The organism is Acinetobacter sp. YH12231, assembly GCF_013417755.1.
Taxonomy (GTDB): Bacteria; Pseudomonadota; Gammaproteobacteria; order Pseudomonadales; family Moraxellaceae; genus Acinetobacter; species Acinetobacter amyesii.
This window is the reverse complement of the sequence record NZ_VPDJ01000018.1, coordinates 13,924-40,174: the sequence shown is the minus strand read 5'-3', so window position 1 is coordinate 40,174 and position 26,251 is coordinate 13,924. Positions and strand designations below refer to the sequence as shown.

The window sequence follows — 26,251 nt, the reverse complement described above, 5'->3', positions numbered from 1 at the left end:
TATATCGCCCATTATGTTGCATTATCAAATCGAATTTGACGATTATCGTCAGCATCTAGTCCATGTCACTGCACGTTTCTTGGCAAATCCTACACAGGTGCTTTCGTTGCCTACTTGGATTCCCGGAAGTTACTTAATCCGTGAATTTTCGAAGCATATCGAAGCCGTTCGAGCATATGATGAAGATGGGCGTTTGTTACAAATTGAGAAATTTGAAAAAAATAAATGGCGTTTATTCAATACAGATCATGAGTTGATCACGGTTGAATATGATGTATATGCCTTCGATTTATCGGTCCGTGGTGCTTATGTCGATCAAAGCCGTTTATATGTCAATCCAGCTTGCGCATGTTTAGGTTTAGTTGACCAAGAAGATACAGCCATTGAGGTTGAAGTTTTCTTGCCACCCGAGTTAAAGCATTTCCAACTTGCGACTGGATTAAAGTCAAAAAGTTTAGTGAAAGGTCGTTATACCTTATATGCAGATAACTATGCTCAGTTAATTGATGCACCGTTTGAACTGGCGGAACAAACCCGTTTTAGTTTTGAAGCCAACGGCATTCCGCATGAGTTTGTGGTGTCGGGCAAACATGCTATGAACGCGCAGCGTATGCAGCAAGACATCGAAAAAATTTGTTCGACTGAAATTTCAATGTTTGGTTCGGCGCCATTTAAAGACTATACCTTTATGACCATGGCAACGGCCAATAGCTATGGTGGTTTAGAGCATCCAAACAGTACGAGTTTAATTAGCCCGCGTGATGATTTACCAAAAGCCAATGAACCTGTAGAACCATCGGCAGATTATCAACGTTTCTTAGGGTTATGCAGCCATGAATATTTCCACTCATGGTTGGTAAAATTTATCCGTCCAGAAAGATTTGTGAATTATGACCTCAACAAAGAAGGCTATACCTCTTTGCTTTGGATTTTTGAAGGTTTCACATCGTATTATGATGATTTGATTTTGCTGCGTAGTGGTGTGATTAATCAGGATTCTTATATCAAGCTTTTAAAAGCACAAATTGATCGCTATTTACAAAATCCAGGTCGTGAGATTCAAACTGTGGCTGAATCAAGCTTTGATGCATGGGTGAAATTCTACCGTCAGGATGAAAACTCAAATAACGCAGGTACAAGTTATTACAACAAAGGCTGCCTCGTGGCGCTGTGTTTAGACCTAGGTTTACGCCTACGTGGTTCGAGTCTTGATGCCTTAATGCGTAAGCTATATGAAAATGCGCAAAATGGCATTCAAGTCAATGAACGGACTATTTTCAATTTATGTAATGAATTAACAGGTGATGATTGGTTAGAACAAATCAATCACTTGATTAATACTACAGATGAATTGCCGTTAGATCAGTTGTTCCCTGAGTTTGGCTTAAGCTATACACTCAAAAATGACAAATCATTGCCATTTGGTTTAAAACTGGCTGATAAGCCTGAAGGTGTGTTGGTTCAGTCTGCTCGCCGTGACGGTGCAGCTGCAAAAGCTGGCTTGTCTGCGAACGATGTGATTATTGCAATTGATGGTCTAAAAGCAACCGTTAAATTGGCAGAAAAATATGCCAAGCAAGATGGCAGTTATACGGTGTTGGCATTCCGCCGTGATGAGCTGATGAGCTTTGAAGTGAAAGCGGCAGGTTCAGAATTAACTGAAGTTGAACTTAAAGTGGAAGATCAGGCTAAAGTTGAGAAGTGGTTGAAGGCTTAATTTGATAAGTATTTAATTTTCATGTAAAACCCATACTTAGGTATGGGTTTTTTATAAGAAAATGAATAGTAAAAATTTAATAATTGGAATTTCGATAACTGTAATTTGGTTCTTAGTGATAGTACTGTTTTGCTTTCAAAACAATTTTGTATTTACCAATAGAGAGCTGAATTCACTAGGGGATTTTCTCGCAGGTATATTTGCTCCAGTTGCTTTTCTTTGGTTAATACTCGGGTATCTCCAGCAAGGTAAACAATTAGATCAAAATACCAAAGCTTTGGAACAGCAAGAAAAAGCACTTAAACTTCAAATAGAAGAGATGAAGGAGAGCGTTAAACAGCAAGGGTATCTTGCTCAGCTACAGTCAGAACAATTGAGAATGAATCATAATTCATGCCAACCTTACTTAGAATTATGCACTCCAAAATTAGAAATTCTTAATATTAGAGATCTATTAACTAATAAGCCTGAAAAGTTATGTTCATTAATTTTTAGTGTTTATTCGAGAATTAATGAATCAAGAATTGTTTTATTAATGACTTTGGATGACACAATTTATCAGCGTGAAATGAAAATATTAGTTGATGAGTCTATTGAATTTAAATTAAGGCTAGATTGTTTGAATGACACTTATACTAATGATTTTTTATCAGGAAAAATCAATGATTTGGATTTTAAATTTAAGATGAGATTTCAGAATATTTATGGATTAGAAACTGAAAATATTTATTCATATAGAATATTAAGACATGAAACAGGTGAGGTTCAAGTATTAAAGCCATCACTGAGAGATTCGTTAGTAGCAAGTAAAGTTGTATAAATTATGCTTCAAAGATTCATTTTTATTGAAAAAAAGCTCACTGGTGTAAGCTTTTTTCAAACTGATTTTTAAGAAATAATATCAACGTCCGTTACGACCGCGGCCACGTGGGGCTTTAGTATTCGGACGAGTTGTACCATTGGTACGGCGTTTTGGTTTTTCGCTCTCATCCATTTGCCAGATACGTTTTGTACCTGACTTTTTCACGGATCCGTCTTTATTCTTACGAACCATTGGCTTACCACCTGTACCGCCTGGTTTTTTCACATAAGAGCGCGAACGGTAAGGTTCTTCTGCAGGTACATTTTGAAAGTCAGGGTAAAGTAACGGTTCAATTTCTTTGGTTTCACCTGGTTCTAAAGCCAATTGAACTAAATCGATTGCACCAATACGTGTACGAATTAAACGTAAGGTTGGGAAACCCACTGCTGAAGTCATACGACGAACTTGGCGGTTACGGCCTTCACAAATTTGGATTTCAACCCAAGAGGTTGGAATGTTTGCACGGAAACGTACAGGAGGATCACGATCCCATAACCATTCTGGCTGTTGCACTTTAATGGCTTTGGCTGGCAAAGTCATACCATCTTTTAGCTCAACGCCTTTACGTAATTGTTCAAGCGCTTCTTCTGTGATGTCGCCATCGACTTGCACTAAGTAGGTTTTGAACTTTTTATTTTCAGGATTGGTGATGTACTGATTTAAACCACCATGATCGGTTAAAAATACCAAACCTTCGGAGTCCATATCTAAACGACCTGCAATACGTAGACTAGGATCGTCCACGAAGTCAGATATGGTCATATGCGCTTCGTCTTTACGGAATTGGGAGAGCACGTCATATGGCTTGTTTAAGATGACGATTTTCATAGGAAATAACTTCTATTAAATACAATAATTCAAATTGGTTAAGATTTATTCAATAGGGAAATGCAGCTATTTCCCATCTAAATCTCAAAAAAGGTAGATTTGCTTTAGAGTATTATGCGTGAAGCGCAATTAAAAGTCTTATCAAACAGAAATTATTTTTTCACTCGCTTCTCAGGGAGGATCATAAAAATGGGTTATCAGAAGATCGTCGTTCCAGTGGATGGGACAAAAATTACAGTAAATTCAGACTTATCATTCAATGTTCCCAATAATCCAATTATTCCGTTTATTGAAGGCGATGGTATAGGTGTTGATATCACGCCCGTGATGAAAACCGTGGTGAATGCCGCAGTACAAAAAGCTTATGGTGGAAAACGTGCCATAGAATGGATGGAAGTCTATTGTGGTGAAAAAGCCAATAAAATTTATGGCACCTATATGCCCGAAGAAACCTTTGAGGCTTTACGCGAATTTGTGGTTTCAATTAAAGGGCCGTTAACGACGCCTGTCGGTGGTGGCATTCGTTCGCTAAATGTTGCACTACGTCAAGAATTAGATCTCTACGTCTGTGTGCGCCCAGTACGTTGGTTTAAGGGCGTTCCTTCACCTGTTCAGCATCCTGAACGTACAGACATGGTGATCTTCCGAGAGAACTCAGAAGATATTTACGCAGGGATCGAATGGAAAGCAGATTCGCCTGAAGCCAAGAAAATGATCAAATTTCTTAAAGAGGAAATGGGCGTCACTAAGATTCGCTTTGAGGAAAATTGCGGTATCGGGATTAAGCCTGTATCTAAAGAAGGTTCTCAGCGTTTGGTACGTAAAGCTATTCAATTCGCCATTGATAATGATAAGCCGAATGTCACTTTGGTGCACAAAGGTAATATCATGAAATATACCGAAGGGGCGTTTAAAGAGTGGGGTTATGAAGTCGCACTTGAGCGCTTTGGTGGTGAATTGCTAGATGGTGGTCCTTGGGTCAAAATAAAAAATCCAAAAACGGGCAAAGAAATCGTGATTAAAGATGCGATCGCGGACGCTTTTTTACAGCAGATTCTCATGCGTCCGACCGATTATTCAGTCATTGCTACCCTAAATTTAAACGGTGACTATATTTCAGATGCTTTAGCGGCTGAAGTTGGCGGCATTGGTATTGCACCGGGTGCTAATATTGGTGGCGCGGTACAAGTTTATGAAGCGACACATGGCACTGCACCTAAATATGCGGGTCAAGACAAAGTAAACCCTGGGTCTATTATTCTGTCTGCAGAAATGATGCTGCGAAATATGGGCTGGACTGAAGCGGCAGATCTAATTATTAAAGGGATCGCAGGTGCCATTGAAGCCAAAACGGTGACCTATGATTTTGAACGACTCATGCAAGGTGCAAAACTATTACGTTGTTCGGAGTTTGGACAAGCCATCATTGAGCATATGGACTGAGTTTATTTGCCAATCTAAGTGTAAAAAATGCTAGGTGAAAAAAGGACTGAATGATTTAGTCCTTTTTTAGGACTAAACATTAAAAACACAGAATCATAGCTTCTCAATACAATTCAAAATACAGCAATCAAAAGGTGACTTCACGCAATCAATCAGATGGTCTGGCATGCTTGTCATGTTACTAAAAGTTTAAAACCACACTATTCGAGTGAACTTAAGTAATGCAGAAAATAGAGGGAGATTGATTTCAAATTAATTATTCTCCAGAAATTTTACAATGACGTAATTCGAAACATTTATCGGCTTGGTTCCTTGAAAATTAGCGGTACATTGGTTGTTGTCCTTTAGTAGAAGTACACCTAGCAGCAGTACATTGCGATATTTGTGATGAAAAAGGAGAAATGAAATGTCTCGTAAACAGCATCAACAAAACCAACAATCTGATCAACAACAGCAGCAAAATGATCAGCAACAGCAACAGCAACAGCAACAGCAACAGCAACAGCAACAGCAACAGCAACAAGACCAGAAGAAACAGAAACAACAGCCACATCAACGAAATCAGCGTCAACAACATCATTAATAGGCTAAAGACTTTGTGAGTCAAAGTTCATTTGGTCAAACGATTTTCTAATTTATCGAAATTTAAGTTTTATACGTAGACGAGAAGGAGATGAATTTGTCTAAGAAAACCAAATCACTTAAAAAGGAAATTAAAGCGAGGTTGAACAAAATTTCAAAGCATAATTCTGCTTTGAAAAAATTAAAGAAAAAGCTGAAAAAAGCTTAGCCCATTCACGATTTATCAAAATGAGAAGACCTATTTATATAGGTCTTTTCTTTGTATGCATGACTTTTGTATGTGTGATTGATGATGCAGCTGAATGTCATGTGATTTGCCTAGACGAGATTTTTGCTCAATTTTGCTGTTCGAGTGAACCAAAAGAGTTGCATTGTTCCAATGCAGAGTACGCATGCGGCCAAAATAAATTGCTGTGAATAATCAATACCAATTCGCTGTAAAAAACTAAAGCTTAAACCACCGATCAATTGAATAGATGCAAAGCACAGAGTTGCAATGCTCCAGAGCTTTTTATAGGCGCTACCATAGATTTGCAAAATGGTATAAGAGGTGAGAAAAACCACTGCTGGATTGAGCAAGCCTGTCGCAAAAGAAGATAAAAAAGTAAAAAGTGGATGGATATTAATAATCGCTATAAAAATCGCGAAGACATAACAGCTATATAAAATTTTAAGAGCGCTAATATTTCCCAGTTTTTGTGCTAGGCAGTAAGCAACAAATGCCCCTAAAGCACTCCCTAGACCATATAAAATCCAATTGAAATTGATCCCGATCGGGCTGAGGTGTAGGGTGTGAGTTAAATAGTCAATCCAAAATAATGAATGGGGCACGTAAGCAAAAGCACTGGTGCTATACACGATTAAGAGACAATAGAAAATTCCATCAACTTTATGTTCTGCAGCTGAAATCGTGGTGAATGATGTGAGCTGTGTTTTAAAACTCTTCAAAAGTACGCTGAGTAAAATACAAATCAGGCTTGAAAAAGAAAATAAAATCAACCAAGCCCACTTTGTCGACATTTGTTGGATGTAAGGCAAAAATAGCGTTGCCATTAAGACCCCCAAGCCAATGCCGCTAAAACCAATAAAGTTGATTTTAAAGCGATCTTGAAGCACTGAACATTGGGCAACGACACTTGGGGAGAGGATCATCAGTAAGCCGCCACTGATCCCTGAAATTACGCGCCAAGTGCTGTACCAAATTTCTGAAAAACCTGAAAATGCACAACTGAGTAAACTGAGTGTCCCTGCAATAGCCGCGAGTTGGATGTAGCTCACCATGCTTTTATTTTGGGGTAATTTCATGGCCCAAAATGCGCCGATTAAGTAGCCGAGCAAATTGGCACTACCTAAGATGCTGGCAAAACTTGAGCTCCAACCAAATGCTTCGCGGGTTGAAGGGAGGAGTGCGGTATAGGAAAAACGTAATATCCCGATGCCTAGGCACATGCTTAGACAGAGAAATAGGCTCAGTTTAATTTTGTTTGAGAACATCCCGTACTCATGTGTTTTTATGATTGGTTAAAAAATAACATGAATATGCTGTAGAAAAATCAACAGATCTTAAAGTTTTGACTAAGGTCTAAGCTCAAAATAAATTTATAAAAACTTAACTATTCAAAAAGATAGCTGTGGTGTGAGTACAGTAAGAAATCAAATTTAAAGATACAGTAATAAAAAAACCGTACATGGCGTACGGTTTTTTTATTTTTAAAGCACTTATGAATTAACGCATTTTCGCCAAAAAACGACCTAAACGAGTGAGTGCTTCACGTAGTTCATTTTCAGCAGGCAAGAACACCACACGGAAATGATCAGGTGTTGGCCAGTTAAAACCCGTACCTTGAACCAACAGTACTTTTTCAGCACGGAGGAAATCCAACATGAATTTCTCATCGTCTTGAATTGGGTAAATTTCAGGGTCCAGTTTAGGGAAGCAGTACATAGCACCCTCTGGTTTCACACAAGACACACCCGGAATATCATTCAACATTTCCCAAGCAATGTTGCGTTGTTCATATAAACGTCCGCCTGGACGGATTAAATCATTAATCGATTGATAACCGCCTAAAGCTGTTTGAATCGCATATTGCGCTTGGTGGTTGGCACATAGACGCATTGAAGCCAACATATCTAAACCCTCAATGTAGTCTAGCGCACGTGATTTATCGCCTGTAATTGCCATCCAGCCTGAACGGTAACCTGCAATTCGATACGCTTTAGATAAGCCATTGAATGAAATACATAGCTGATCGCCTGCCAATGACGCAACAGAGACGTGCTCAATACCGTCATAAACGATCTTGTCGTAAATTTCATCAGCAAATAAAATTAAGTCGTATTTCTTCGCAAGAGCTACAATTTGCTCAAGCACATGACGTGGGTAAACCGCACCTGTTGGGTTGTTCGGGTTAATCACCACGATACCGCGGGTATTAGGGGTGATTTTACTTTCCATGTCGGCAGTATCTGGATACCAGAAATTTTCTTCATCACATTTATAGTGAATAGCTGTACCGCCAGAAAGGTTAACTGCTGCTGTCCAAAGCGGATAATCTGGCATAGGCACTAGCATTTCGTCGCCATCGTCGAGCAAGCCTTGCATTGCCATCACGATCAGTTCAGATACGCCATTTCCGACATACACGTCATTGACGTGCATGTTTAAGATGCCTTTTTGTTGATAATACTGACAAATCGCTTTACGCGCAGGGAAGATGCCTTTTGAGTCGGTATAACCAATTGCATTAGGCAGGTTGAGTGCCACGTCGTTAATAATTTCTTGAGGTGCTTCAAAACCAAAAGGAGCAGGGTTACCAATATTTAATTTAATAATTTTATGGCCAGCCTCTTCCATCTCATTGGCCGCTCGCAACACTGGTCCGCGAATGTCGTAGCAAACATGCTCGAGCTTAGACGATTTCTTAATTTCGCGGGGGGTGTTAAACGTATTCGGCATTTTTATATTCTCGGAAAGAGTGGAGGTCACTTTTGCATAACGGTATAAATAGCTTTTAAATGTCTCGGTCGTTACTAAATCGAGATGATGTTCGTCTCTGAGTAAAGCAACTATTTTTTCATGCGTAAACCCTGCCTGTTGATATTGTTTGATCACGGGCAGCAGATTTTTAAAAATTACGCTCTTTTTCTGCGACATTTTTTAATCCTGAGCAAGAGTAGCGCTAAGATTATCACTAAAGGTGCTCACAAAAAAGCATTTAATTTTGTATTTTGCTCACCACGATTTTATATTTGCTTACTTTTTGCTTTTTGGGTCATTATATAGATTTTGTAAATTGTTGAATAAAGACTAGAAATTTAAGATTGAATGACGTAAATATAGGATTATCCTATTTTAAATACCACGATATAAAGGGACGTCATCATGGGAAAACTCAATAAAACAGAAAGAGAATGGCAAAGAGAATTGTCGCCAGAAGAGTTTCGCATAACGCGTCAGAAAGGCACGGAGCAAGCTTTCACTGGAAAATATTGGAATACGAAACAAGCTGGCACGTATGTATGTCGTTGTTGCGGGGAACCGCTTTTTTCTTCTGAAACAAAATACGATAGCGGTTGTGGTTGGCCGAGCTTTTATAAGCCGATTGAACCTGCTGCAGTAGAAGAAAATGTAGATACGACACACGGTATGGTCAGAACAGAAATTGTTTGTCATCATTGTGACGCACATTTAGGGCATGTTTTCCCTGATGGACCACAGCCGACTGGATTGCGTTATTGTATTAATTCAGCATCCTTAGAATTAGAAACAAAAGAAAAAAATGATGAGGAAACTTATCCATGACCACCATTCACCAGTTTGAAGCAGAATTACTGGACGGAAGTAATAAATCCTTTGCAGATTATGAAGGCCAGGTTTTATTAATTGTAAATACCGCTAGTAAATGTGGATTTACTCCTCAATTTGCTGGTTTGGAGAAAATTTACGAACAATATAAAGATCAAGGTTTTGAGGTTTTAGGTTTTCCATGCAACCAATTTGGCGGACAAGATCCGGGTTCAAATGATCAAATTGGCGCATTTTGTCAAAAAAACTATGGCGTATCTTTTCCGATGTTTGCCAAAGTGAATGTAAAAGGCCCTGAAGCGCATGTGATTTTCCGTTATTTAACCAATAACTCGAAAGGCGTATTGGGTAATGGTATTAAATGGAACTTCACCAAGTTTTTAATTGGCAAAAATGGGCAAGTTATTAACCGCTATGCACCCACGACCAAGCCTGAAACATTGAATGAAGATATTGAAAAAGCTTTGGCTCAGTAAAATGAAGTGAATCATTGGCCGAACTGAGGTTGATATAAAGGCGCGAAAGCGTCTTTATTTTTTTGGATGTTTTATACTGACGTCTCTTTATTTGAAGGTCATAACATTGTTTAGGCAGATAGTTAAACGTCGAATTTGTGTTTTAACGGTTTTTTTACCCGTATGTGTGGGTACAGCATGGGCAGATAGCAATCTGAGCGCATCTGAAGTTGTAAAAACGTCTGTTGATGCCAGCAATCTAGACCGCACGAGAGATGCTCGGGTCAACGCATTATTGCAATTATTAAAAACACCTGTAGAAGAATACCAACCTACGCGTGTTGCTGATGCAATTGATCCACATGTCAAACCGAAAATGTATGACGTCTCTTGGGTGAATGTACCACAATATGTGCTATCTGCGTCTGAAATGAAAACATATAAGCATCCCGTCAAACTACAGCTCACCGTGATTGCTGCAACAGGCTATATTGTTAGCTCAAAACTCATTGCAAGTTCGGGCTCTAAAAGCTTTGATCAAAAAGTACAAAAATCCCTATTGGTTGCGCGACTTGAACCTATTCCGATGGTTGATAAAAAACTTAGTTATACCGTTGAACATGAATTTGCTATTCATCCACCTCAATAAGCCTATAGCAGAAGGGTTGTCTTAATCATGGTACTAGAACTGTCATTGCTCGGGTTTTCATCTAATGGTGGATGAGTGATTGGTTTCCCAAGTGTTATTAACTTGCTTGATATCGGTGTATTTGATGAATGAAAACACTCTTCAGCAATCAGGTGAGTGTAACTCGTTAAGTTGAGCTTAATAAAAAATTACAATTAAAAAATAAAAAGTAATAAATAAAAAGCATCGCAAATAATGAAATGAAAGAGTAAATGCTAATCACTATCATTTATTATATGGGCGTATTTTCTAGGATTACTCTCCCAATGTTAAAAATGAAGCAGCTCTGTGTGATGATGGCGTGTGCTACACAAGGGTTTACATATGTTTATGCGAATGAAATCGCTGAAAATGAACATCCCGCTGCCAATATCGATACTACTGAAGTTCAAACGCTAGAAGCCATTAATGTGGTCGTCAGTGCGGATGCTTCTGCAAATGGCTTGATGAAGCCTTATGCAGGGGGGCAAGTTGCGACGGGCGGTAAAGTGGGTATTTTCGGTAATCAGAAAAATTTAGAAACACCATTTAATATCACCAGTTATACCCAGCAATATATTCAAGACCGCCAAGCGAAGAGCGTCGGCGATGTGCTACAAGCAGATGCGGGTGTGCGTACGGCCAAAGGTTATGGGAACTTTCAAGAAGCTTATTTTATTCGTGGTTTTGCACTGGCATCAGATGATACGGCATATAACGGCCTGTATGGCATATTGCCACGCCAATATATTCCAACAGAACTGTTTGAGCGGGTAGAAGTCTTCAAAGGCGCTTCGGCATTTTTAAATGGTGCAATCCCAGGTGGAACAGGCATAGGTGGGTCAATTAACTTACTTCCGAAACGTGCCAGTAATGATCCCTTAACACGTGTGACGGTGGGGACAAACTTCAATGGTGCCTATGTGGCATCGGATGTATCACGTCGCTTTGGGACAGGTGATCAATTTGGAGTGCGGGTCAATACCGCTTACAATGATGGCGGAACCGAGATTGACCAAGAAAAGAAAGCACTTGGATTGGCTTTGATTGCTGCGGACTACAAAGGGGAGCGTTTCCGCCTATCTGGTGATTTGGGATATAACAATAACCGCCTTTCAGAAAATCGACCAAGTTTACGTTTAACCAATGCAGTTACACAGCTTCCGAGTGCTGCTCAGTATGCTAATTATCATGGTCAAGCATGGACTTATTCAAACGAAGAAGATTTATTCGGAAGTGTACGAGCAGAATATGACTTAACCGATGCAACAACAGCCTATGCCGCATATGGTTTCCGCAAATCAGAAGAAGCTGGTGTTTACTCAAGCCAACAATTAAGTGATACCGCAGCAGGAACGGCAAAACTTTCTGCATCGATGATTCCACGTAAAGATCGTAATCACTCAGCAGAATTGGGTGTCAAAACTAAATTTGAAACAGGTGCTTTAAAACATCAAGTGGTCGCTTCTGGTTCTTTATATCGTGCAGATAAACGCTATAGCTATGGTTATGCCACCAGTTTGAATGATAGTTTTTATGATCCGATTTATACCGAAGATTCTAACATTGACAAATGGTTGGGGGTAGAAGGGACTTATCCAAAAGCAGGTGTCAGTACCTTGAAAAGTTTTGCCTTGGGCGACAATATTTCGATGTTAGATGATCGTTTGACCCTCATGCTGGGTGCGCGTTATCAGGAAGTTGATCAAGACGTATATTCTTACGGAACCTATAAATACAATATTAATAAAAATCAGCTTACTCCGGCATTAGGCGTGAGTTATAAATTAACGCCTGAATGGTCTATGTATGCCAATTACATCGAAGCTTTGGTGCAAGGCGAAGCGATTTTGGATAGCGAAGGTAATAACTTTATTGCCGATCCATTTGTCTCGAAACAAAAAGAACTGGGCGTGAAATATGAAAATGGCTTGATTGGCGGAACATTGAATTATTTCTATACAGATCGCCAAAAAGCCTCAGTGAATAGCTCAGGGACTGCACAAATCAGTCAAGCGACGAATATTCACCAAGGGCTTGAATTTAATGCCTATGGTCAATTAACAGATTCAATCAAAATATTGGGCGGCGCAACTTGGATTGATACCGAGCAAAAAGACACATACCAAGATTTATTTGATGGACATCGTGTGATTGGTGTGCCGGAGTTTCAAGCCAATGTCGAAGCGGACTGGAAACTACCGATTGAGCAAGATGTGAGTGTAAATGGGCGTGTTGTCTATACGGGTTCAACTTATGCAAACAATGCCAACACATTGAAACTTAAAGATTGGACACGTGTAGATTTGGGTGCAAACTATAAAACGCAAATCAAGAATATACCCACCAGTTTGAATTTTACTGTGACTAATGTTTTAGATAAAGATTATTGGGCCTCTGCATCGGTGAACGACTATACGTATTTGTCACTCAGCGAACCTCGAACATTTAAATTGAGTGCTACATTTGATTTCTAATGGTTTTCAGTGATTTCTCAATGATTGTTTCAAAGTGAATACTCTTAAATGATTTTCACTAAATGATGGTTAAGAAATGACTCAAATAGAAATGCCCCAAATTTGGGGCATTTTTGTTATAAGCAAAGCGCTTTACATCAATTAAAGTACTGCTTTTAAGCGACGAATTACTTCTTCACATTGGGCAATATCGGCAACAAGGGCTAAACGGACATGGTTTTCACCCGGATTACCTTGTGCTGTATCACGCGATAAGTAACGGCCTGGAAGCACTTTAACGTGTGCTTTTTCCATGAGCATTTTGGCAAAGCTTTCATCATTATCGACTTTTAACCAGTAGTAAAACCCAGCATCAGGTTTTTGTAATGGTAGTAGGTGACCCAGTTCGCGTTGGAATAATTCAAATTTTGCACGGTACTGTACGCGGTTTTCTTCGACGTGTGCTTCGTCATCCCAAGCTGCAATTGAAGCTAACTGGTGTTGAACAGGCATCGCAGCGCCATGATAAGTACGGTATTGTAAATAAGGTTTTAAAAGCGCAGCATCACCTGCAACAAAGCCAGAACGCATACCCGGTAAGTTAGAGCGCTTAGACAGTGAGTGGAATACCACGCAGTTTTTATAGTCATCACGGCCTATTTCAGCACAAACTTCAAGCAGACCAACAGGCGCTTCATCAAACCAAAGCTCTGAGTAGCATTCATCAGATGCAATCACAAAATTATATTGGTCAGACAGAGCAATCAGTTTTTTAAACTGTTCTTTAGAAAGTACCGCACCTGTAGGATTACCCGGTGTGCAGACAAACAGTAAAGCGGTTTTTTCCCAAACTTCAGCTGGTACAGCGTCAAAGTCGCCAAGGTAGTTATTTTCTTCTGTACAGTTGATGAAGTAAGGCTCTGCACCCGCAAGTAAAGTTGCGCCTTCATAGATTTGGTAAAACGGATTTGGCATCACCACATAAGGGGCATCTTCACGTTTAACCAAAGCTTGTACAAACGAGAAGATCGCTTCACGTGTACCTGATACAGGCAGGACGTTGGTGTCTGCACTGATGCTATTGAGTTTAAAGCGACGGGTTAACCAATTTGCAATACTTGTGCGAAGCTCAGGTAAACCCTTGCTGTTTGGGTAAGTTGATAAGTGTTGAAAATTATCAATAATGGCCTGTTTCACAAACTCCGGTGCAGGATGCTTTGGCTCACCAATCGATAGGGGAATCAAAGGCAACTCTGCGGGTTTCACATCCTGAAATAGCTTATTTAGCTTTTCAAATGGATAAGGGTGCAATAATGACAAACTGGAGTTCATGGAATGGATACCGATCAATTTAAGTTAATGATGACTACAAACCTGATTCGAAGCTTCATCGAGTGCTGACTTTAATTGTGCAGCAAACGTTTCTGCTTCTGAATCGCTCATAGGTGAGCCATCTTTTTTAGTGACATAGAAAATATCTTCAGCACGTTCACCGAGCGTCGCAATTTTCGCAGAGTGAATATCTAGGCCTTGCATCATAAATAAACCACCGACTTTAGCAAGTAAGCCCGGATGGTCAAGTGTCGCAATTTCAACCATATTTTGTTGAAGCGCTTCATTAAAAGAAATACTCACGGTATTTTCAATATCAAAATGACGCAGTTGACGTGGAATACGACGTTGCATCAGGCCTGGGTACTTGTCAGATTGGCTCAAGGCTTGTTTGAGTGCTTCAATAACAGTTTGCTCACGTTCAGGATCTGTTAATAAAGTGCCAAAACGGTCAAGTACAACATAGGTGTCCAAACTAAATGCAGTGGATGCAGTAATAATCCGAGCATCCTGAACGTCTAAGTTCATTCTGTCCAAAATTGCCACTGTTGTTGCAAACAAGTTAGGCTGATCTTGGGTGTAAATAAAGATCTGTACCGCATCTTGTGCAAATTTACGATGTGCTCGCATCAGTACCAATGGTTCTGCATTATTGCCATGCTTTAATATGGCGCGCGTATGCCATGCGATTTCATCGGCAGATTCTTTTAGGAAATATTCATCACCGAGTTCTTGCCAAACAGTTTCTACATCGTAGAGCGAAAAATCGTTGACTAACAGTTCACTGGCTGCAAATTTAGTGTCTTCGATCAGCATTGGATAATCTACAGGACGACCCAAACCAGAACGAATCACATCACGCGCTTGTGTATACAGTTGGCGCATGAGGGATGCACGCCATGTATTCCAAAGCGTCGGATTGGTTGCGTTAATATCGGCAACTGTCAAGGTATAGAGATAGTCGAGATGCTCCATATCGCCCATTTTCTCAGCAAATTCTTTCACCACATCTGGATCGGAAATATCTTTTTTCTGAGAAGTAACGGACATCAATAGATGGTTTTGAATCAACCATGCGACAAGGTTGCATTCACGTTCAGTAAACCCATGGGTACGACAGAATTTAATCGCATCCGCCGCACCAAGTTCACTGTGGTCACCGCCGCGACCCTTGGCGATATCATGGAAAATTGCCGCTAAATAAACAATGTCACGGCGCGCCAGTCGTTGGAATACGGAGCTAACGACAGGGAAGTCCTTAGCAAATTCAGGCTCTTTAAAACGGTTTAAATTACGTAGTAGTAATAGGGTATGGGCATCGACAGTGTAAATATGGAACAAGTCATATTGCATGAGTCCCATGATTTGCCCAAAGGCAGGAATATAGTTGCCGAGCACGCCATAACGTTTCATCGCCACCATGGTGTCGTATAAACGGTAGGGTGAGCGAATGATCGCCATAAATAAGGCTTGATGTGCAGGATTGTCACGGAAGTTCTGATCAATACGTTTTGCTGCAAGTGACAATAGACGTAAAGTTCGGGCACGAATCCCTTCAATTTCTGGACGATTCGCCAAGAGGTAGAAAATTTCTAGAATAGCACTTGGATTTTCAGAGAAAATTTTATGATGCTGTACCGCTAATTTGCCATCGACTAATTTGAAGTTAGCATTGATCTCTTCAATTTTACGTTCATAGTCAGGCAAGCGTGGCGTAATGACAGATTCATTAAAATAAGCCAAGAGCATTTCATTTAACGTCGTCACTTGCTGAGCGCTACGGTAGTAACGTTTCATGAACTGTTCGATTGGATAATTCGGTGATTTACCTTCTTCACGTTGATAGCCAAATTTAGCGGCAATGTCACGTTGATAATCAAACAATAATCGGTTTTCGTCGCGCTTGGTTAAGCGATGTAAATGATGACGAATTTCCCAAAGAAAGCTTTCTGTTTCTTCAAGAACGCCAAGTTCAAACTCTGAAATAAAACCTAGATGTACAAGGTCATAGATGCGATTGACACGGAAATGACGCTTTGCAATCCATCCGATTTGGTTGATATCACGGATACCACCGGGCGCATTTTTAATATCGGGTTCTAAGTTGCTTTCGGTATTGTTATGTTGAGCATAGCGTTTTGCTTGCTCTTGCATTTTTGCATCATAGAAGGTTTTATCCGTCCATGTCTGCGATACGATACGGCGTGGCCATTTGGCTAGGTGTTCATTGCCCACAATCAAACGTGCTTCGATCAGCGCTGTTGCCACAGTTAAATCATTGGTGGCTTGAGCAACACAATCATTAATAGTACGTACACTGATGCCCGGCTTGAAATTACCAACATCCCAAAGCGTGGAAATAAAGCTAGAGATGAGTTTTTCTTGTTCTGGGCTGATTTCATCCTCAGACAAAATCATGATATCGACGTCGGAGTAAGGCAGCATTTCGCGGCGACCATAGCCACCGACAGCAAACAAACCGAGATCGGTTTGGTCGAGTTCAGCATGTGTCCATAAGAACTTTAAGGCTTCATCGATTAGATTCGATCGAGCCAAAATCACATCACGAATCGACTGTCCATTTTCAAAGCATTCCTGTAGCTGATTTTCAACATCTGAGCGCCATTGGTTAATCGCCTGAATGTCGTGGTTACTTTTAATGTAATTCAGCAGAGGAAGCGTATTGATCATGAACAGTGGTCCGTTAAGGTGTTACAAACTTAGTTTTGTTGAACACTGACTTGTTGTGCAGCATGTTGAGCAAGTTCACGCGCGTGATCTGTGGTTTCAGCGCGTGCTGTTGCTACGCCCATACGGCGACGTTTAAAGCCTTCTGGTTTACCAAAGAGGCGTAAATCGGTGTCTGGATTAGCCAAAGCAAGATTTAAGCCAGTAAATGATAAATTGGTATCATCCACGCCTGCATAGATGACTGCGCTCGCAGCAGTACTGTGTCGAGCAGTATTCACAGGCAGACCAAGAATGGCACGTGCATGCAGTTCGAATTCGCTTTGGAATTGCGATGCAAGAGTGACAAGGCCTGTATCGTGTGGACGAGGTGATACCTCACTAAACCATACTTTATCGCCTTTGACAAACAGTTCCACGCCAAAAATGCCACATCCACCTAATGCAATGGTTACTTTATTGGCAATACGCTTGGCTTCCTCTAAAGCAAGAGCAGTCATGAGTTGTGGCTGCCAACTTTCTACATAGTCGCCAGCGTCTTGGCGGTGGCCAATCGGGTCGCAAAATGATGTTTCAATTTCACCTGTTTCTGCATTTTTAGCACGAACAGTCAGCAGGGTGATTTCAAAGTCAAAGTCAATTTGTGATTCCACGATCACTGTACCTTGATTTACACGCCCACCTGTTTGTGCATATTCCCAAGCAGCATCGACTTCATCAAAGCTTTTTACACGTGACTGTCCTTTACCCGAAGACGACATGACAGGCTTAACAAAATTTGGATAGCCAATGTCATCGCATGCAGCACGGAACGCTTCAAGTGTGTTGGCAAATCGGTAGGCTGAAGTCGGGAGTCCAAGCTCTTCGGCAGCTAGACGGCGAATCCCTTCACGGTTCATCGTCAGGTTGACAGCTTTTGCAGAAGGAATGACAGTGGCAATATTTTGTTCTTCAATCTCGACCAAAACTTGAGTCGCAATGGCTTCAATTTCAGGGACAATCAAATGAGGCTTAACTTGAGATATTAAGGCTTTAAGTGCCTCAGGATCTGCCATATTTAAAGTATGAGAAAAATGTGCAACTTGCATGGCAGGAGCATGGTCATAACGATCGGCAGCATGAACTTCTACACCCAAACGTTGCAATGAAATCACAACTTCTTTACCGAGTTCACCAGAACCTAACAGTAAGACTTTATACGCTGAAGACTGAAGTGGAGTACCAATAGTGACGCTCATGTAATCATCCATGCTTGATTTTATGGGAATTTAAGCATAGCAGAACTTGTTCGAGAGATAAGCGAGTATTCACATAAATAAATGATATTGTCCAACAATTTTTTTTATATCTTTATGGGTATGCGTTCGTGTAATTATTTACCTGTGAAAATCTTTAAAAAGTGGTATTTAGTTGTTTTTATTTAAATTCACTTTAAATATACCTGCATTTTTTACAGATGCAGGGAATGGCTCAATATCCAAATTTGCACATTGAAGCGCGTCTGTAGCCACCGACAGAAGGTGAAATGATGAATTGAGCCATGAACTGAGGCTGAAAATGCACAATAGAAAAATCAATAAGAAGCCGATCAGCTGCAGAAAATTGCTGAACAGACGAGGCATCGATATGTGTGAAAACATCAGGCGACGTGGATGTAAGAGCAGAATCTGCTGTGTGCAGTTATATAAGCCCACAATCTTTTGTTGCTGATTTTTCTCTATATAAATGGCGCGGATCAGATCTGCAGGTTGGCAATGTACAGCGCAGAAATTAGCACTGAATAGCTGGCTTTGAATGAAGCATTCAAATATACGCTTTCGATGGGCTTTTGCAGTCCCCAACTCAATTCAGATGGTTGTCTAGAATGAATATAAATTTTGCCTTGAATACAATGGTACTTTGCCATCTATGGGGTTTCGCTAGATTTTTATGTTATGCGTTGACTATCTCATAAATATTGCTAATTAAAAGGCACAGGCTGAAGAAGCTTGTGCTTGAGGTTTTTATTTGGATTGTCGCTGACTCAGCTTTAGAGATGAAAAGGTATATAGGTATAGACTAAGCCGTAAGTCAGTGCCGCAGTCAGTGTAGCAGGGACAATTTTTTTAAACTTGAAATACAAGCCTGCAAGCACAGCAAATCCAACTAACATGGCAAAGCTTTTATTTGGGGTTTCAAGCAGAGGTGGTAAGGTTGCAACCACCAACATTGAACTAATTGCGGCAATGCCAATCGAGCCCAAAGCGATTTTTAGCCATAAAGAACCACGCTGCTGTGAACCTTGCTGAAATTTCTGAATTACAAAAAATGGCCCAAACCGTGATGCAAAATTCACAATTCCGACCAAGATCCCGACCAAGATAATTTCTAGATTCATGATGCTTCACCCATATGCTCAGGATCAGGTTTTTTTAAAACATAATGTTTGAATAAACCGGCAAAAATACCAGAAGAAATACCGATAAAAATCGCGGCAGACAAGTCAATAAAGTAGCAGGCAATCGCAGAAACAATAATTGTAACCGTGACCACAAATGTATGTTTTTTCTCAAATGCGGCAAGTAAAAAGCTTAAAAACAATGCAGGCAGTAGAAAGTCGAGTGCGGCTTGTAAAAATTGTGGAAGGTTGCTGACTTGATCGGCAAATAAACCGCCTAAAAATGAGCCTGTTGCCCAGGACAGCCAACTAAATAAGCTGAGTCCTAACATCCAAGATTCCGACCATTCTTGACGACGTTGCGACAGTTTGATCATGCCTGATGCGAAAACTTCGTCGGTTAAACCCCAAGCCCAAACTGCCGTTTTCTTTAAATTGAGTCGGTCTTGAATCAGGTTTTGTAAGGCAGGGCCATAGAGTAAATGGCGGATATCGAGGGCAATTACAGTAAGAGCAGTCATCCAAATGGATGTTCCACTTCCCAGTAACGCCACGACGAGAAATTGACTGGCACCTGCATACATAGAGCAAGATAAAAATAATGCTTCCCATGCAGTGAAGCCAAATTGAGTCGCAGAAACCCCAAATGCAAAAGAAACAGGAAGATAGGTAAAGATAATGGCTTGACTATCTTTAGCACCTTGCCAAAAACCCGCAGGCTGAACTGTAGGAAGTTTGTGCTCAGACACGACACACCTTTGAAAGAGTTGAACAACAGGTCAAATGATGATTGAGTATTGTACGCGAATTCACTAGCATATTGCCGAATATGTTTGCTGAAATGAGCCGGATATGCAGAGGTTAAAGATGCGTGGGATACTGATTGTTTCATTATTGAGCAGCACGGTGTTGTTGCAGGCCTGTGGTAATGATGGAGCTGAACAAGCTCAAGTCGAAATTAAAGCAGCACCTAAATTAACCAATGATGCAACGGAGTATGCTGCCAAAGCTTGGGCGTTTATCAATGAAGTCGATCCGATTGTTTATGCAAAACAAGTCGATCAGATGGAAGAGAAAGTTCGTATTCCAGCGCGTAAATTGAGTACGGAATGGCGTATCAATGTCAAAATGACCGATTCTGTTACGGAAGGCAAATACGCGCTGTGTCGTAAGGCTTTGACAAGTTTGGAAATTTGGGCACGTGAAAGTATTGATCAGAGTTCGACTGTTGCACAGAAGCAAGCAGATTATGAGCGTGATAAAAATCAATGCAAAGGTGCGATTGAAAACCCTGAACTCGGAAATACCGATCCGAAAAAAGTAGGCATTTAACCCGATCAAAGCAGTGAATTTTCACTGCTTTTTTTTGGAAAATATCAAAAACAAGAATAAATCTATAAGAGAGGATTGGAAAATCCTCCTAAAATCATCGCTATTTTATATAAAAATTAAATCAGTGCGCTGCCGTAGTATTGAGCTAAATTCCAAATTGCATGGTTGTTTTCTGAAGTTAAATAGATAAAGCATAGATAATGAATAGTAAAAATATCTTTTGAGAAAAATTTATTGATAAAAAATCCCCCCATTTTAGAACGCCAGTCGTCTGACCTTCTCTTTAATTAATATCTTTAAAATATTAATAATATAAAGTATAGATAATGTGATTAAAAATTAAAATTATCATTATTTGATAAAGTATGTAAAAATTACTGCGTAAAAGATGAAGTATGTAAGTTAAATTAAAGACGTTGAATAGGTGATTAAGATGAAAAAAACATTAATGAAGTTATCGGTTTTGGCTGTTTTGACTACAGCGATCAATGTACAAGCAGCGACTGAAGACAAATCAGAAGCATCAACTCAAGAAGTTGCAGCATGTACAAATGGTTTTGACAGTGTAAATGTTTGCCAATTATTGTCGTGATCAAAACTCGATAAAGCGAAGTGCCACAAATAAAAGCAAAATAACTATAAAGAATCATTCTGGTGCAATTAAATGCACTTATTTAAATCACAAATGTCAGACATCATGCACAGGAAGTGCATGAGCAATCTGATGTAACTGCGCTAGATCTAAAATTTCAATTTGTTTAAACGCAACACGAAGCACCTGCATTTTTTCCAACTGCTGAAGCTCCTGATTGACTGATTGTCTTGAGCAATTCATCAGTTGCGCGAGTTGTTCCTGTGAGATGTGTATGGTGTGTTGCTCAATTTCCAAATGATTTCCATATCCATTTAAAATAAACAGCAGACGCTGTGCGAGACGTTGACTTAAACTTTGCGTATGTAAGGCAATGAGTTCCATAAAGGCATAGCGAAGTTTTTGACTGGTGAGCTGGGCAATATGAAACCAAAACTCAGGGTGTCGTTGTAATAATTGCTGAATTGCTTGAGCCGGTAAGTGTAATAAAGTGGATTTTTTGATACAGATGGCATCGTGAGAGCGTGGTAATTGGTCAACCAAGGATATTTCGCCAAACCACATAATTGGCTCAGCAATGGCGGCAATCGCTTCTTTGCCATGAATATCAATATAGCCTAAGCGAACTGCGCCATCTAAGACTGCATACATACCATTAAAACGCTGTCCTGATAAAAAAACACGTGCGTCTTTTTCGAAAGTTAAGGTCAGGGCATGGCGGCAGATAAAGTCTTGGAAGGAAATATTTAAGCCTGAATACCACACATTTTTATTGAGTTGATGCACATATTGAGCGTCCAGCACAGCATATCCTTATTTTATGGTCCAACTTGTCTATTAGATGACAACTTTATTGATGCATTTTTTATATAGTGAAATGAGTGAATGAACAAGAAGTAAGTTAATGAGCAAACTTGAAAGATTGCTAAGCCAGTATGCAGCATATCATTTAGATCGAAAAAATGTGCTGACGCATTTTGTGGGTATTCCGCTTATTGTGTTTTCAATTATGTGTCTAACCGCACGAGCAGGGCTAATGATTTCGGGTTTTGAACTGACTCTTGCATTGTTGTTGATTATTGCCAGTGTCATTTATTACCTGAGTTTAGATAAAATTTTCGGTTTGATCATGCTTTTGGTGTTTGCCGTCACATATCCCTTAGCCTTAATGATCGCAAAAATGAGCCTTATGTCATGGTTGATCTGGAGTGTGGGGATCTTTGTTGTGGGTTGGATCATCCAATTTATCGGTCATTATTATGAAAAGAAAAAGCCTGCGTTTATGGATGATGTCATTGGCTTGGCAATAGGGCCTTTATTTGTCCTAGCTGAGTTTGTATTTCTACTCGGCTTTCGTAAAGAGCTTGAACAACGCATGCTGACAGAAGCAAGAAGACAGCGTGCTGAGATGGATGCAAAAGCATTACATACCGCTCACCCATAAATGTTTTGAATAAAAAAGCCGGATAATTCCGGCTTTTTTTTGCGATGTGTTAATTCTCAACTGTTTATGATTTCACAGCAGCTTTATGTTGTTCCGCTGCGACCTTTTGTGCAGCGATTTTTGCTTTTGCGTCAGTATTTGCAGCTTTGGCAGCATGGACTGAAGTTCTAGCTTCTGATTTTGCTTGTGTTGCAAGATGCTGTGCTTGAGCTGCATCATGTTTTGCTAATTTTTGATTATGTTTCACTTTGCTCTGAGCCAATTGGCTGGCTTGTTTTGCATCGTGTCGAGCGACTTTTGCATCATGCTGCGCAGCTTGTGCTGCATGTGTAGCAGTACGTTCCTGATGTTTTGCATCTTTAGCAATGGAAACACAAGTACCACCTTTATGGTTTGCACCTGTACCACCTGTAAGTGTGGTGCCTTGTGGACATGCAAACGCAGTTGCACTAAGCATTGTAAAGATACCTGCTGTTAGAATTGTGCTGATTTTTTTCATTGCTATTGTTCTATGAAAATAGGCATTAGTGCCTATGGGTAAATTTATAGCAGAACGGTAGAGATTTAAGTCTTTGCACTGTGGTGACTCAGCAACCAAATCATGTATTCGTGTCGATATAATTTTGTTTTTAAGCAGGTTTTAAGTTTTTAAATATGCTTATTTTTTGGCTTCATCATTTGCCTAAAATTAAAGAAGCCAGCAAATTGCTGGCTTCTTATGGGTGCTGTTTTATACGTTAAAACGGAAGTGTAAAACATCGCCATCTTGAACGATGTATGTTTTACCTTCTAAACGCCATTTACCTGCTTCTTTAGCGCCAGCTTCACCATTGTATTGAACGAAGTCGTTGTAGGCAACACATTCAGCACGAATAAAGCCTTTTTCGAAGTCAGTGTGAATCACACCTGCAGCTTGAGGTGCAGTTGCACCAATTTTTACTGTCCAAGCACGAACTTCTTGTACACCAGCTGTGAAGTATGTTTGAAGGCCGAGTAAGCCATAACCTGCACGAATAACTACGTTTAGACCAGGTTCTTCCATGCCTAAAGCTTCAAGGAATTCCGCACGGTCTTCGTCTTCAAGTAATGAAATTTCTGCTTCGATTTGGTTGCAAAGTGGAACCACAATCGCATTTTCTTCAGCAGCTAATTTTTGTACTGCTTCTAAGTGAGGGTTATTTTCGAAACCATCTTCTGCAACGTTGGCAATATACATGGTTGGTTTAAGGGTTAAGAAGCCATAACCACGCACCAATTTACGTTCATCTTCATCAAGGTCAGCTGCACGCGCAGGTTTACCTTCATCCAGTAAAGGTAAGATTTTGTCTAAAACAGCTTTGGTCGCAATCGCTTCTTTATCGCCACCTTTTGCAGATTTTGCTAGACGTGTAATTGCTTTAGAAACAGCTTCTAAGTCAGCAAGTGCAAGTTCAGTGTTGATTGTTGCGATATCGTCAAGTGGGTCAATTTTGCCATTTACGTGAATGACATTCTCGTCTTCAAAACAACGTACAACATGTGCAATAGCATCCGTTTCACGAATGTTGGCTAAGAATTGGTTACCAAGGCCTTCACCTTTAGATGCACCAGCAACGAGACCTGCGATATCCACAAATTCCATCGTGGTTGGGACAACACGTTGTGGGTTTACAATTTCAGCAAGTTTATCCATACGTGGGTCAGGTACAGGTACAATCCCAGTATTTGGCTCAATTGTACAGAATGGGAAGTTTTCAGCAGCAATCGCAGCTTTGGTTAATGCGTTGAAAAGCGTTGATTTACCAACGTTCGGCAGGCCGACAATACCACAGTTAAAACCCATGAAATAACTCACAAAGTATTATAAAAAAATTGTGGATGATTTTACATGAAAGCCATAATAAAGTCAGGTGATATGGGCAGGAGAATGTATATCTTATTGAATCGCGCAGAGATAGAGATGAATTCACGTCTGAATAATGCTTGAGTTGCACTACAGATGCAGAATAGGTGCAAAAATGACATTGTGTTTCAATAACACAGTGACTAAAGTATCCCTATAAAATTACTGGGTTTTATAAACTACAGTTACAACAAAAACTTGGAGCATTTATGCGAACTCTCTACCAGTTTCCACTCTCACATTTTTGTGAAAAGGCGCGCTGGTTACTCGATCATAAAGAGTTGGATTATGTGGCTCATAATTTAATGCCGGGTGTACATCGTGCATTTGCACAGCTTAAAACAGGGCAAAACAAATTACCGATTTTACGTGATCAAGATCATTGGGTTGCAGATTCAACTCAAATCGCCTTTTACTTGGATGCGACCTACCCCGAACATAGTCTGATCCGTCCAGATGTCAAACTGCGTGAAGACGCTTTAGAAATTAATGAACTCTCCATTGAGTTAGGGCAACATGTGCGCCGTTGGGGGTTGGCACATGTATTAAATGAAAGTGAAGAATCACTTGATATTTTAATTGGTGAAAAAGGCTATTTACGTCAGTTTGAAAAATATTCAAAACCGATTATAAAGGCACTGGTTTCTAAGGGTTATCAATTAGATACAGATAAGGTTGCGGCTTCACGTGAGCGACTGGATGAAATTGTGGTTGATTTAAATCAACGTCTGATTGAACAAGGTGGGCGTTATTTTGTGGGCGACCGATTAGGTTTAGCCGATATTGCGGTGTGTTCAATGTTAGCGCCGTTATTAGAGGTTGTCGGAACGCCGTGGGAAAAAGAGCATGGCGAAACCTTGTCAGAAGAGTTCAAAGCTTATAAAGCCTATTTGAGCGATTTGCCTTTAGGTCAATATGTACAACGCATATACCAAACAGAACGGAATGCACGGGTAGATTGGCGTGGTGTATAAGCCCTTTATATGAAACTTTGCGTCATACTGCTTAAAAAAAGCGCGCCTAATGGCGCGCTTTTTTTAAGCCACTTAATACTTACTTGGTAATATAAAAAATCAAACCGTGATGAAAAAACATTCATTTAAACACGATATTTATGCAAATTATTATGTTCATAATGCATATGAGCTTTATTATTTTTAATAAATCATGCTATACATGAGAAAACTTGCACATAAATGCTGATTTTAAAACTTAAAATAACATTGAAAATGACAACAGGTGTTTGATGAATCGGGTTCATCAGCACTGTTTTCAAAAATGGCTGGAGTAGACTGATGGAACTAGACCGTTTTGATAAACAAATTTTAGAAATTTTGACCCATGAAGATGTCAATTTAAATGAACTGTCAGAGCGGGTGAATTTATCGGTCAGTTCAGTTCATCGTCGGATCAAACAATTGATTGATCACAATATTATCAGTGGTCTGAAACGTGAAATTAATTATCAAAAATTGGGCTTTAGTTTGCATGTGCTGCTGCAGGTGTCTTTGAGTAAGCATGATACAGACACCTTTGCTAAATTTTTAGAAGCATTAGAAAGTATCCCAGAAGTCATTAATGCATTTTTAGTGACAGGGCAGTCTGCCGATTTTATTGTGGAAGTCGTTGCACGTGATATGGAAAACTATAGTGAAATTTTACTCAAGCGCATTGGTAAAATTGAACACGTAGTTGCATTACATTCGAGCTTTGTAATTAAACAATATAATGTTTTTAACTGTAATGGCTTATTAAATAAGGTTTAAATGCAGCCCTCATATATAAA

The 26,251-nt window shown here is 39.9% G+C and carries 24 protein-coding genes; 13 read left to right on the top strand and 11 right to left on the bottom strand.

What is annotated here, in order from left to right:
- The first annotated feature begins 13 nt into the window (after positions 1-13).
- A complete protein-coding gene (locus tag FTV11_RS12045; protein ID WP_180074059.1) occupies positions 14-1,717 on the top strand; it encodes a M61 family metallopeptidase in 1,704 nt (567 codons plus the stop codon).
- 61 nt (positions 1,718-1,778) lie between these two features.
- The gene (locus tag FTV11_RS17150) at positions 1,779-2,537 is read left to right on the top strand and encodes a hypothetical protein (RefSeq protein WP_257223038.1); all 759 of its coding nucleotides are present in this window, start codon (positions 1,779-1,781) and stop codon (positions 2,535-2,537) included.
- A gap of 81 nt (positions 2,538-2,618) precedes the next feature.
- On the opposite strand, the gene FTV11_RS12035 is transcribed toward FTV11_RS17150, so the two are convergent.
- Positions 2,619-3,407 carry an rRNA large subunit pseudouridine synthase E gene (locus FTV11_RS12035; RefSeq protein ID WP_180020878.1) on the bottom strand — a complete coding sequence of 263 codons (789 nt, stop codon included), beginning with the start codon at positions 3,405-3,407 and terminating at the stop codon, positions 2,619-2,621.
- A 189-nt stretch (positions 3,408-3,596) separates the two neighbouring features.
- On the opposite strand from FTV11_RS12035, the gene icd reads away from it, so the two are divergent.
- Positions 3,597-4,850 carry an NADP-dependent isocitrate dehydrogenase gene (icd, locus tag FTV11_RS12030; protein ID WP_180004095.1) on the top strand — a complete coding sequence of 418 codons (1,254 nt, stop codon included), beginning with the start codon at positions 3,597-3,599 and terminating at the stop codon, positions 4,848-4,850.
- A gap of 406 nt (positions 4,851-5,256) precedes the next feature.
- The gene (locus tag FTV11_RS12025) at positions 5,257-5,433 is read left to right on the top strand and encodes a hypothetical protein (protein ID WP_168379654.1); all 177 of its coding nucleotides are present in this window, start codon (positions 5,257-5,259) and stop codon (positions 5,431-5,433) included.
- Positions 5,434-5,750: 317 nt separating this feature from the next.
- Here FTV11_RS12025 and FTV11_RS12020 read toward each other — a convergent pair whose 3' ends face one another.
- Both FTV11_RS12020 and FTV11_RS12015 read right to left on the bottom strand, forming a co-directional pair.
- Entirely contained in the window at positions 5,751-6,926 is a 1,176-nt protein-coding gene (locus FTV11_RS12020) for a YbfB/YjiJ family MFS transporter (RefSeq protein WP_180074058.1), read from the bottom strand.
- A 232-nt stretch (positions 6,927-7,158) separates the two neighbouring features.
- Entirely contained in the window at positions 7,159-8,589 is a 1,431-nt protein-coding gene (locus tag FTV11_RS12015) for a pyridoxal phosphate-dependent aminotransferase (RefSeq protein WP_180027238.1), read from the bottom strand.
- Between the two features lie 228 nt (positions 8,590-8,817).
- Between FTV11_RS12015 and msrB the strand changes: the two genes are divergently transcribed.
- From msrB to FTV11_RS11995, 4 genes are all read left to right on the top strand, one after another.
- On the top strand, positions 8,818-9,237 hold the full coding sequence (msrB, locus tag FTV11_RS12010; RefSeq protein WP_180009463.1) for a peptide-methionine (R)-S-oxide reductase MsrB: 420 nt from the start codon (positions 8,818-8,820) through the stop codon (positions 9,235-9,237).
- Positions 9,234-9,716, top strand: a complete 483-nt coding sequence (locus FTV11_RS12005; protein ID WP_180004104.1) for a glutathione peroxidase — start codon at positions 9,234-9,236, stop codon at positions 9,714-9,716. Before msrB ends, FTV11_RS12005 begins: the two co-directional genes overlap by 4 nt.
- A 106-nt stretch (positions 9,717-9,822) precedes the next feature.
- The gene (locus FTV11_RS12000) at positions 9,823-10,344 is read left to right on the top strand and encodes a TonB C-terminal domain-containing protein (RefSeq protein WP_180074057.1); all 522 of its coding nucleotides are present in this window, start codon (positions 9,823-9,825) and stop codon (positions 10,342-10,344) included.
- A gap of 305 nt (positions 10,345-10,649) precedes the next feature.
- Positions 10,650-12,839, top strand: a complete 2,190-nt coding sequence (locus FTV11_RS11995) for a TonB-dependent siderophore receptor (protein WP_180027236.1) — start codon at positions 10,650-10,652, stop codon at positions 12,837-12,839.
- A gap of 141 nt (positions 12,840-12,980) precedes the next feature.
- Here the strand turns inward: FTV11_RS11995 and dapC are convergent, their stop codons facing one another.
- From dapC to FTV11_RS11970, 5 genes are all read right to left on the bottom strand, one after another.
- Entirely contained in the window at positions 12,981-14,150 is a 1,170-nt protein-coding gene (gene dapC, locus FTV11_RS11990; RefSeq protein ID WP_180027235.1) for a succinyldiaminopimelate transaminase, read from the bottom strand.
- 24 nt (positions 14,151-14,174) lie between these two features.
- Positions 14,175-16,841 carry a [protein-PII] uridylyltransferase gene (glnD, locus tag FTV11_RS11985; protein ID WP_180074056.1) on the bottom strand — a complete coding sequence of 889 codons (2,667 nt, stop codon included), beginning with the start codon at positions 16,839-16,841 and terminating at the stop codon, positions 14,175-14,177.
- Between the two features lie 29 nt (positions 16,842-16,870).
- The gene (gene purT / locus FTV11_RS11980) at positions 16,871-18,076 is read right to left on the bottom strand and encodes a formate-dependent phosphoribosylglycinamide formyltransferase (protein ID WP_078194365.1); all 1,206 of its coding nucleotides are present in this window, start codon (positions 18,074-18,076) and stop codon (positions 16,871-16,873) included.
- A gap of 791 nt (positions 18,077-18,867) precedes the next feature.
- Positions 18,868-19,215, bottom strand: a complete 348-nt coding sequence (ygaH, locus tag FTV11_RS11975) for an L-valine transporter subunit YgaH (protein ID WP_180027233.1) — start codon at positions 19,213-19,215, stop codon at positions 18,868-18,870.
- Positions 19,212-19,964: an AzlC family ABC transporter permease gene (locus FTV11_RS11970; protein ID WP_078194362.1), complete on the bottom strand. Its 753-nt coding sequence runs from the start codon at positions 19,962-19,964 to the stop codon at positions 19,212-19,214. The genes ygaH and FTV11_RS11970 overlap by 4 nt, the downstream gene beginning before the upstream one ends.
- A 103-nt stretch (positions 19,965-20,067) precedes the next feature.
- On the opposite strand from FTV11_RS11970, the gene FTV11_RS11965 reads away from it, so the two are divergent.
- Together FTV11_RS11965 and FTV11_RS11960 are read left to right on the top strand one after the other, a co-directional pair.
- Entirely contained in the window at positions 20,068-20,547 is a 480-nt protein-coding gene (locus tag FTV11_RS11965) for a hypothetical protein (RefSeq protein ID WP_180027232.1), read from the top strand.
- A gap of 433 nt (positions 20,548-20,980) precedes the next feature.
- On the top strand, positions 20,981-21,139 hold the full coding sequence (locus FTV11_RS11960; RefSeq protein ID WP_257221543.1) for a hypothetical protein: 159 nt from the start codon (positions 20,981-20,983) through the stop codon (positions 21,137-21,139).
- A gap of 96 nt (positions 21,140-21,235) precedes the next feature.
- Here the strand turns inward: FTV11_RS11960 and FTV11_RS11955 are convergent, their stop codons facing one another.
- Positions 21,236-21,943: a Crp/Fnr family transcriptional regulator gene (locus FTV11_RS11955; protein WP_180074055.1), complete on the bottom strand. Its 708-nt coding sequence runs from the start codon at positions 21,941-21,943 to the stop codon at positions 21,236-21,238.
- Between the two features lie 100 nt (positions 21,944-22,043).
- Between FTV11_RS11955 and FTV11_RS11950 the strand changes: the two genes are divergently transcribed.
- Positions 22,044-22,583: a DUF962 domain-containing protein gene (locus FTV11_RS11950; RefSeq protein ID WP_078189046.1), complete on the top strand. Its 540-nt coding sequence runs from the start codon at positions 22,044-22,046 to the stop codon at positions 22,581-22,583.
- 64 nt (positions 22,584-22,647) lie between these two features.
- On the opposite strand, the gene FTV11_RS11945 is transcribed toward FTV11_RS11950, so the two are convergent.
- Positions 22,648-23,040: a hypothetical protein gene (locus FTV11_RS11945; RefSeq protein WP_373685422.1), complete on the bottom strand. Its 393-nt coding sequence runs from the start codon at positions 23,038-23,040 to the stop codon at positions 22,648-22,650.
- Positions 23,041-23,313: 273 nt separating this feature from the next.
- Positions 23,314-24,405, bottom strand: a complete 1,092-nt coding sequence (gene ychF / locus FTV11_RS11940) for a redox-regulated ATPase YchF (protein ID WP_078189045.1) — start codon at positions 24,403-24,405, stop codon at positions 23,314-23,316.
- Between the two features lie 269 nt (positions 24,406-24,674).
- Here ychF and FTV11_RS11935 point away from each other — a divergent pair, with 269 nt between their 5' ends.
- Both FTV11_RS11935 and FTV11_RS11930 read left to right on the top strand, forming a co-directional pair.
- Positions 24,675-25,439: a glutathione S-transferase family protein gene (locus FTV11_RS11935; RefSeq protein WP_168379640.1), complete on the top strand. Its 765-nt coding sequence runs from the start codon at positions 24,675-24,677 to the stop codon at positions 25,437-25,439.
- A gap of 321 nt (positions 25,440-25,760) precedes the next feature.
- On the top strand, positions 25,761-26,231 hold the full coding sequence (locus tag FTV11_RS11930; protein WP_111885999.1) for an Lrp/AsnC family transcriptional regulator: 471 nt from the start codon (positions 25,761-25,763) through the stop codon (positions 26,229-26,231).
- Positions 26,232-26,251 lie beyond the last annotated feature (20 nt).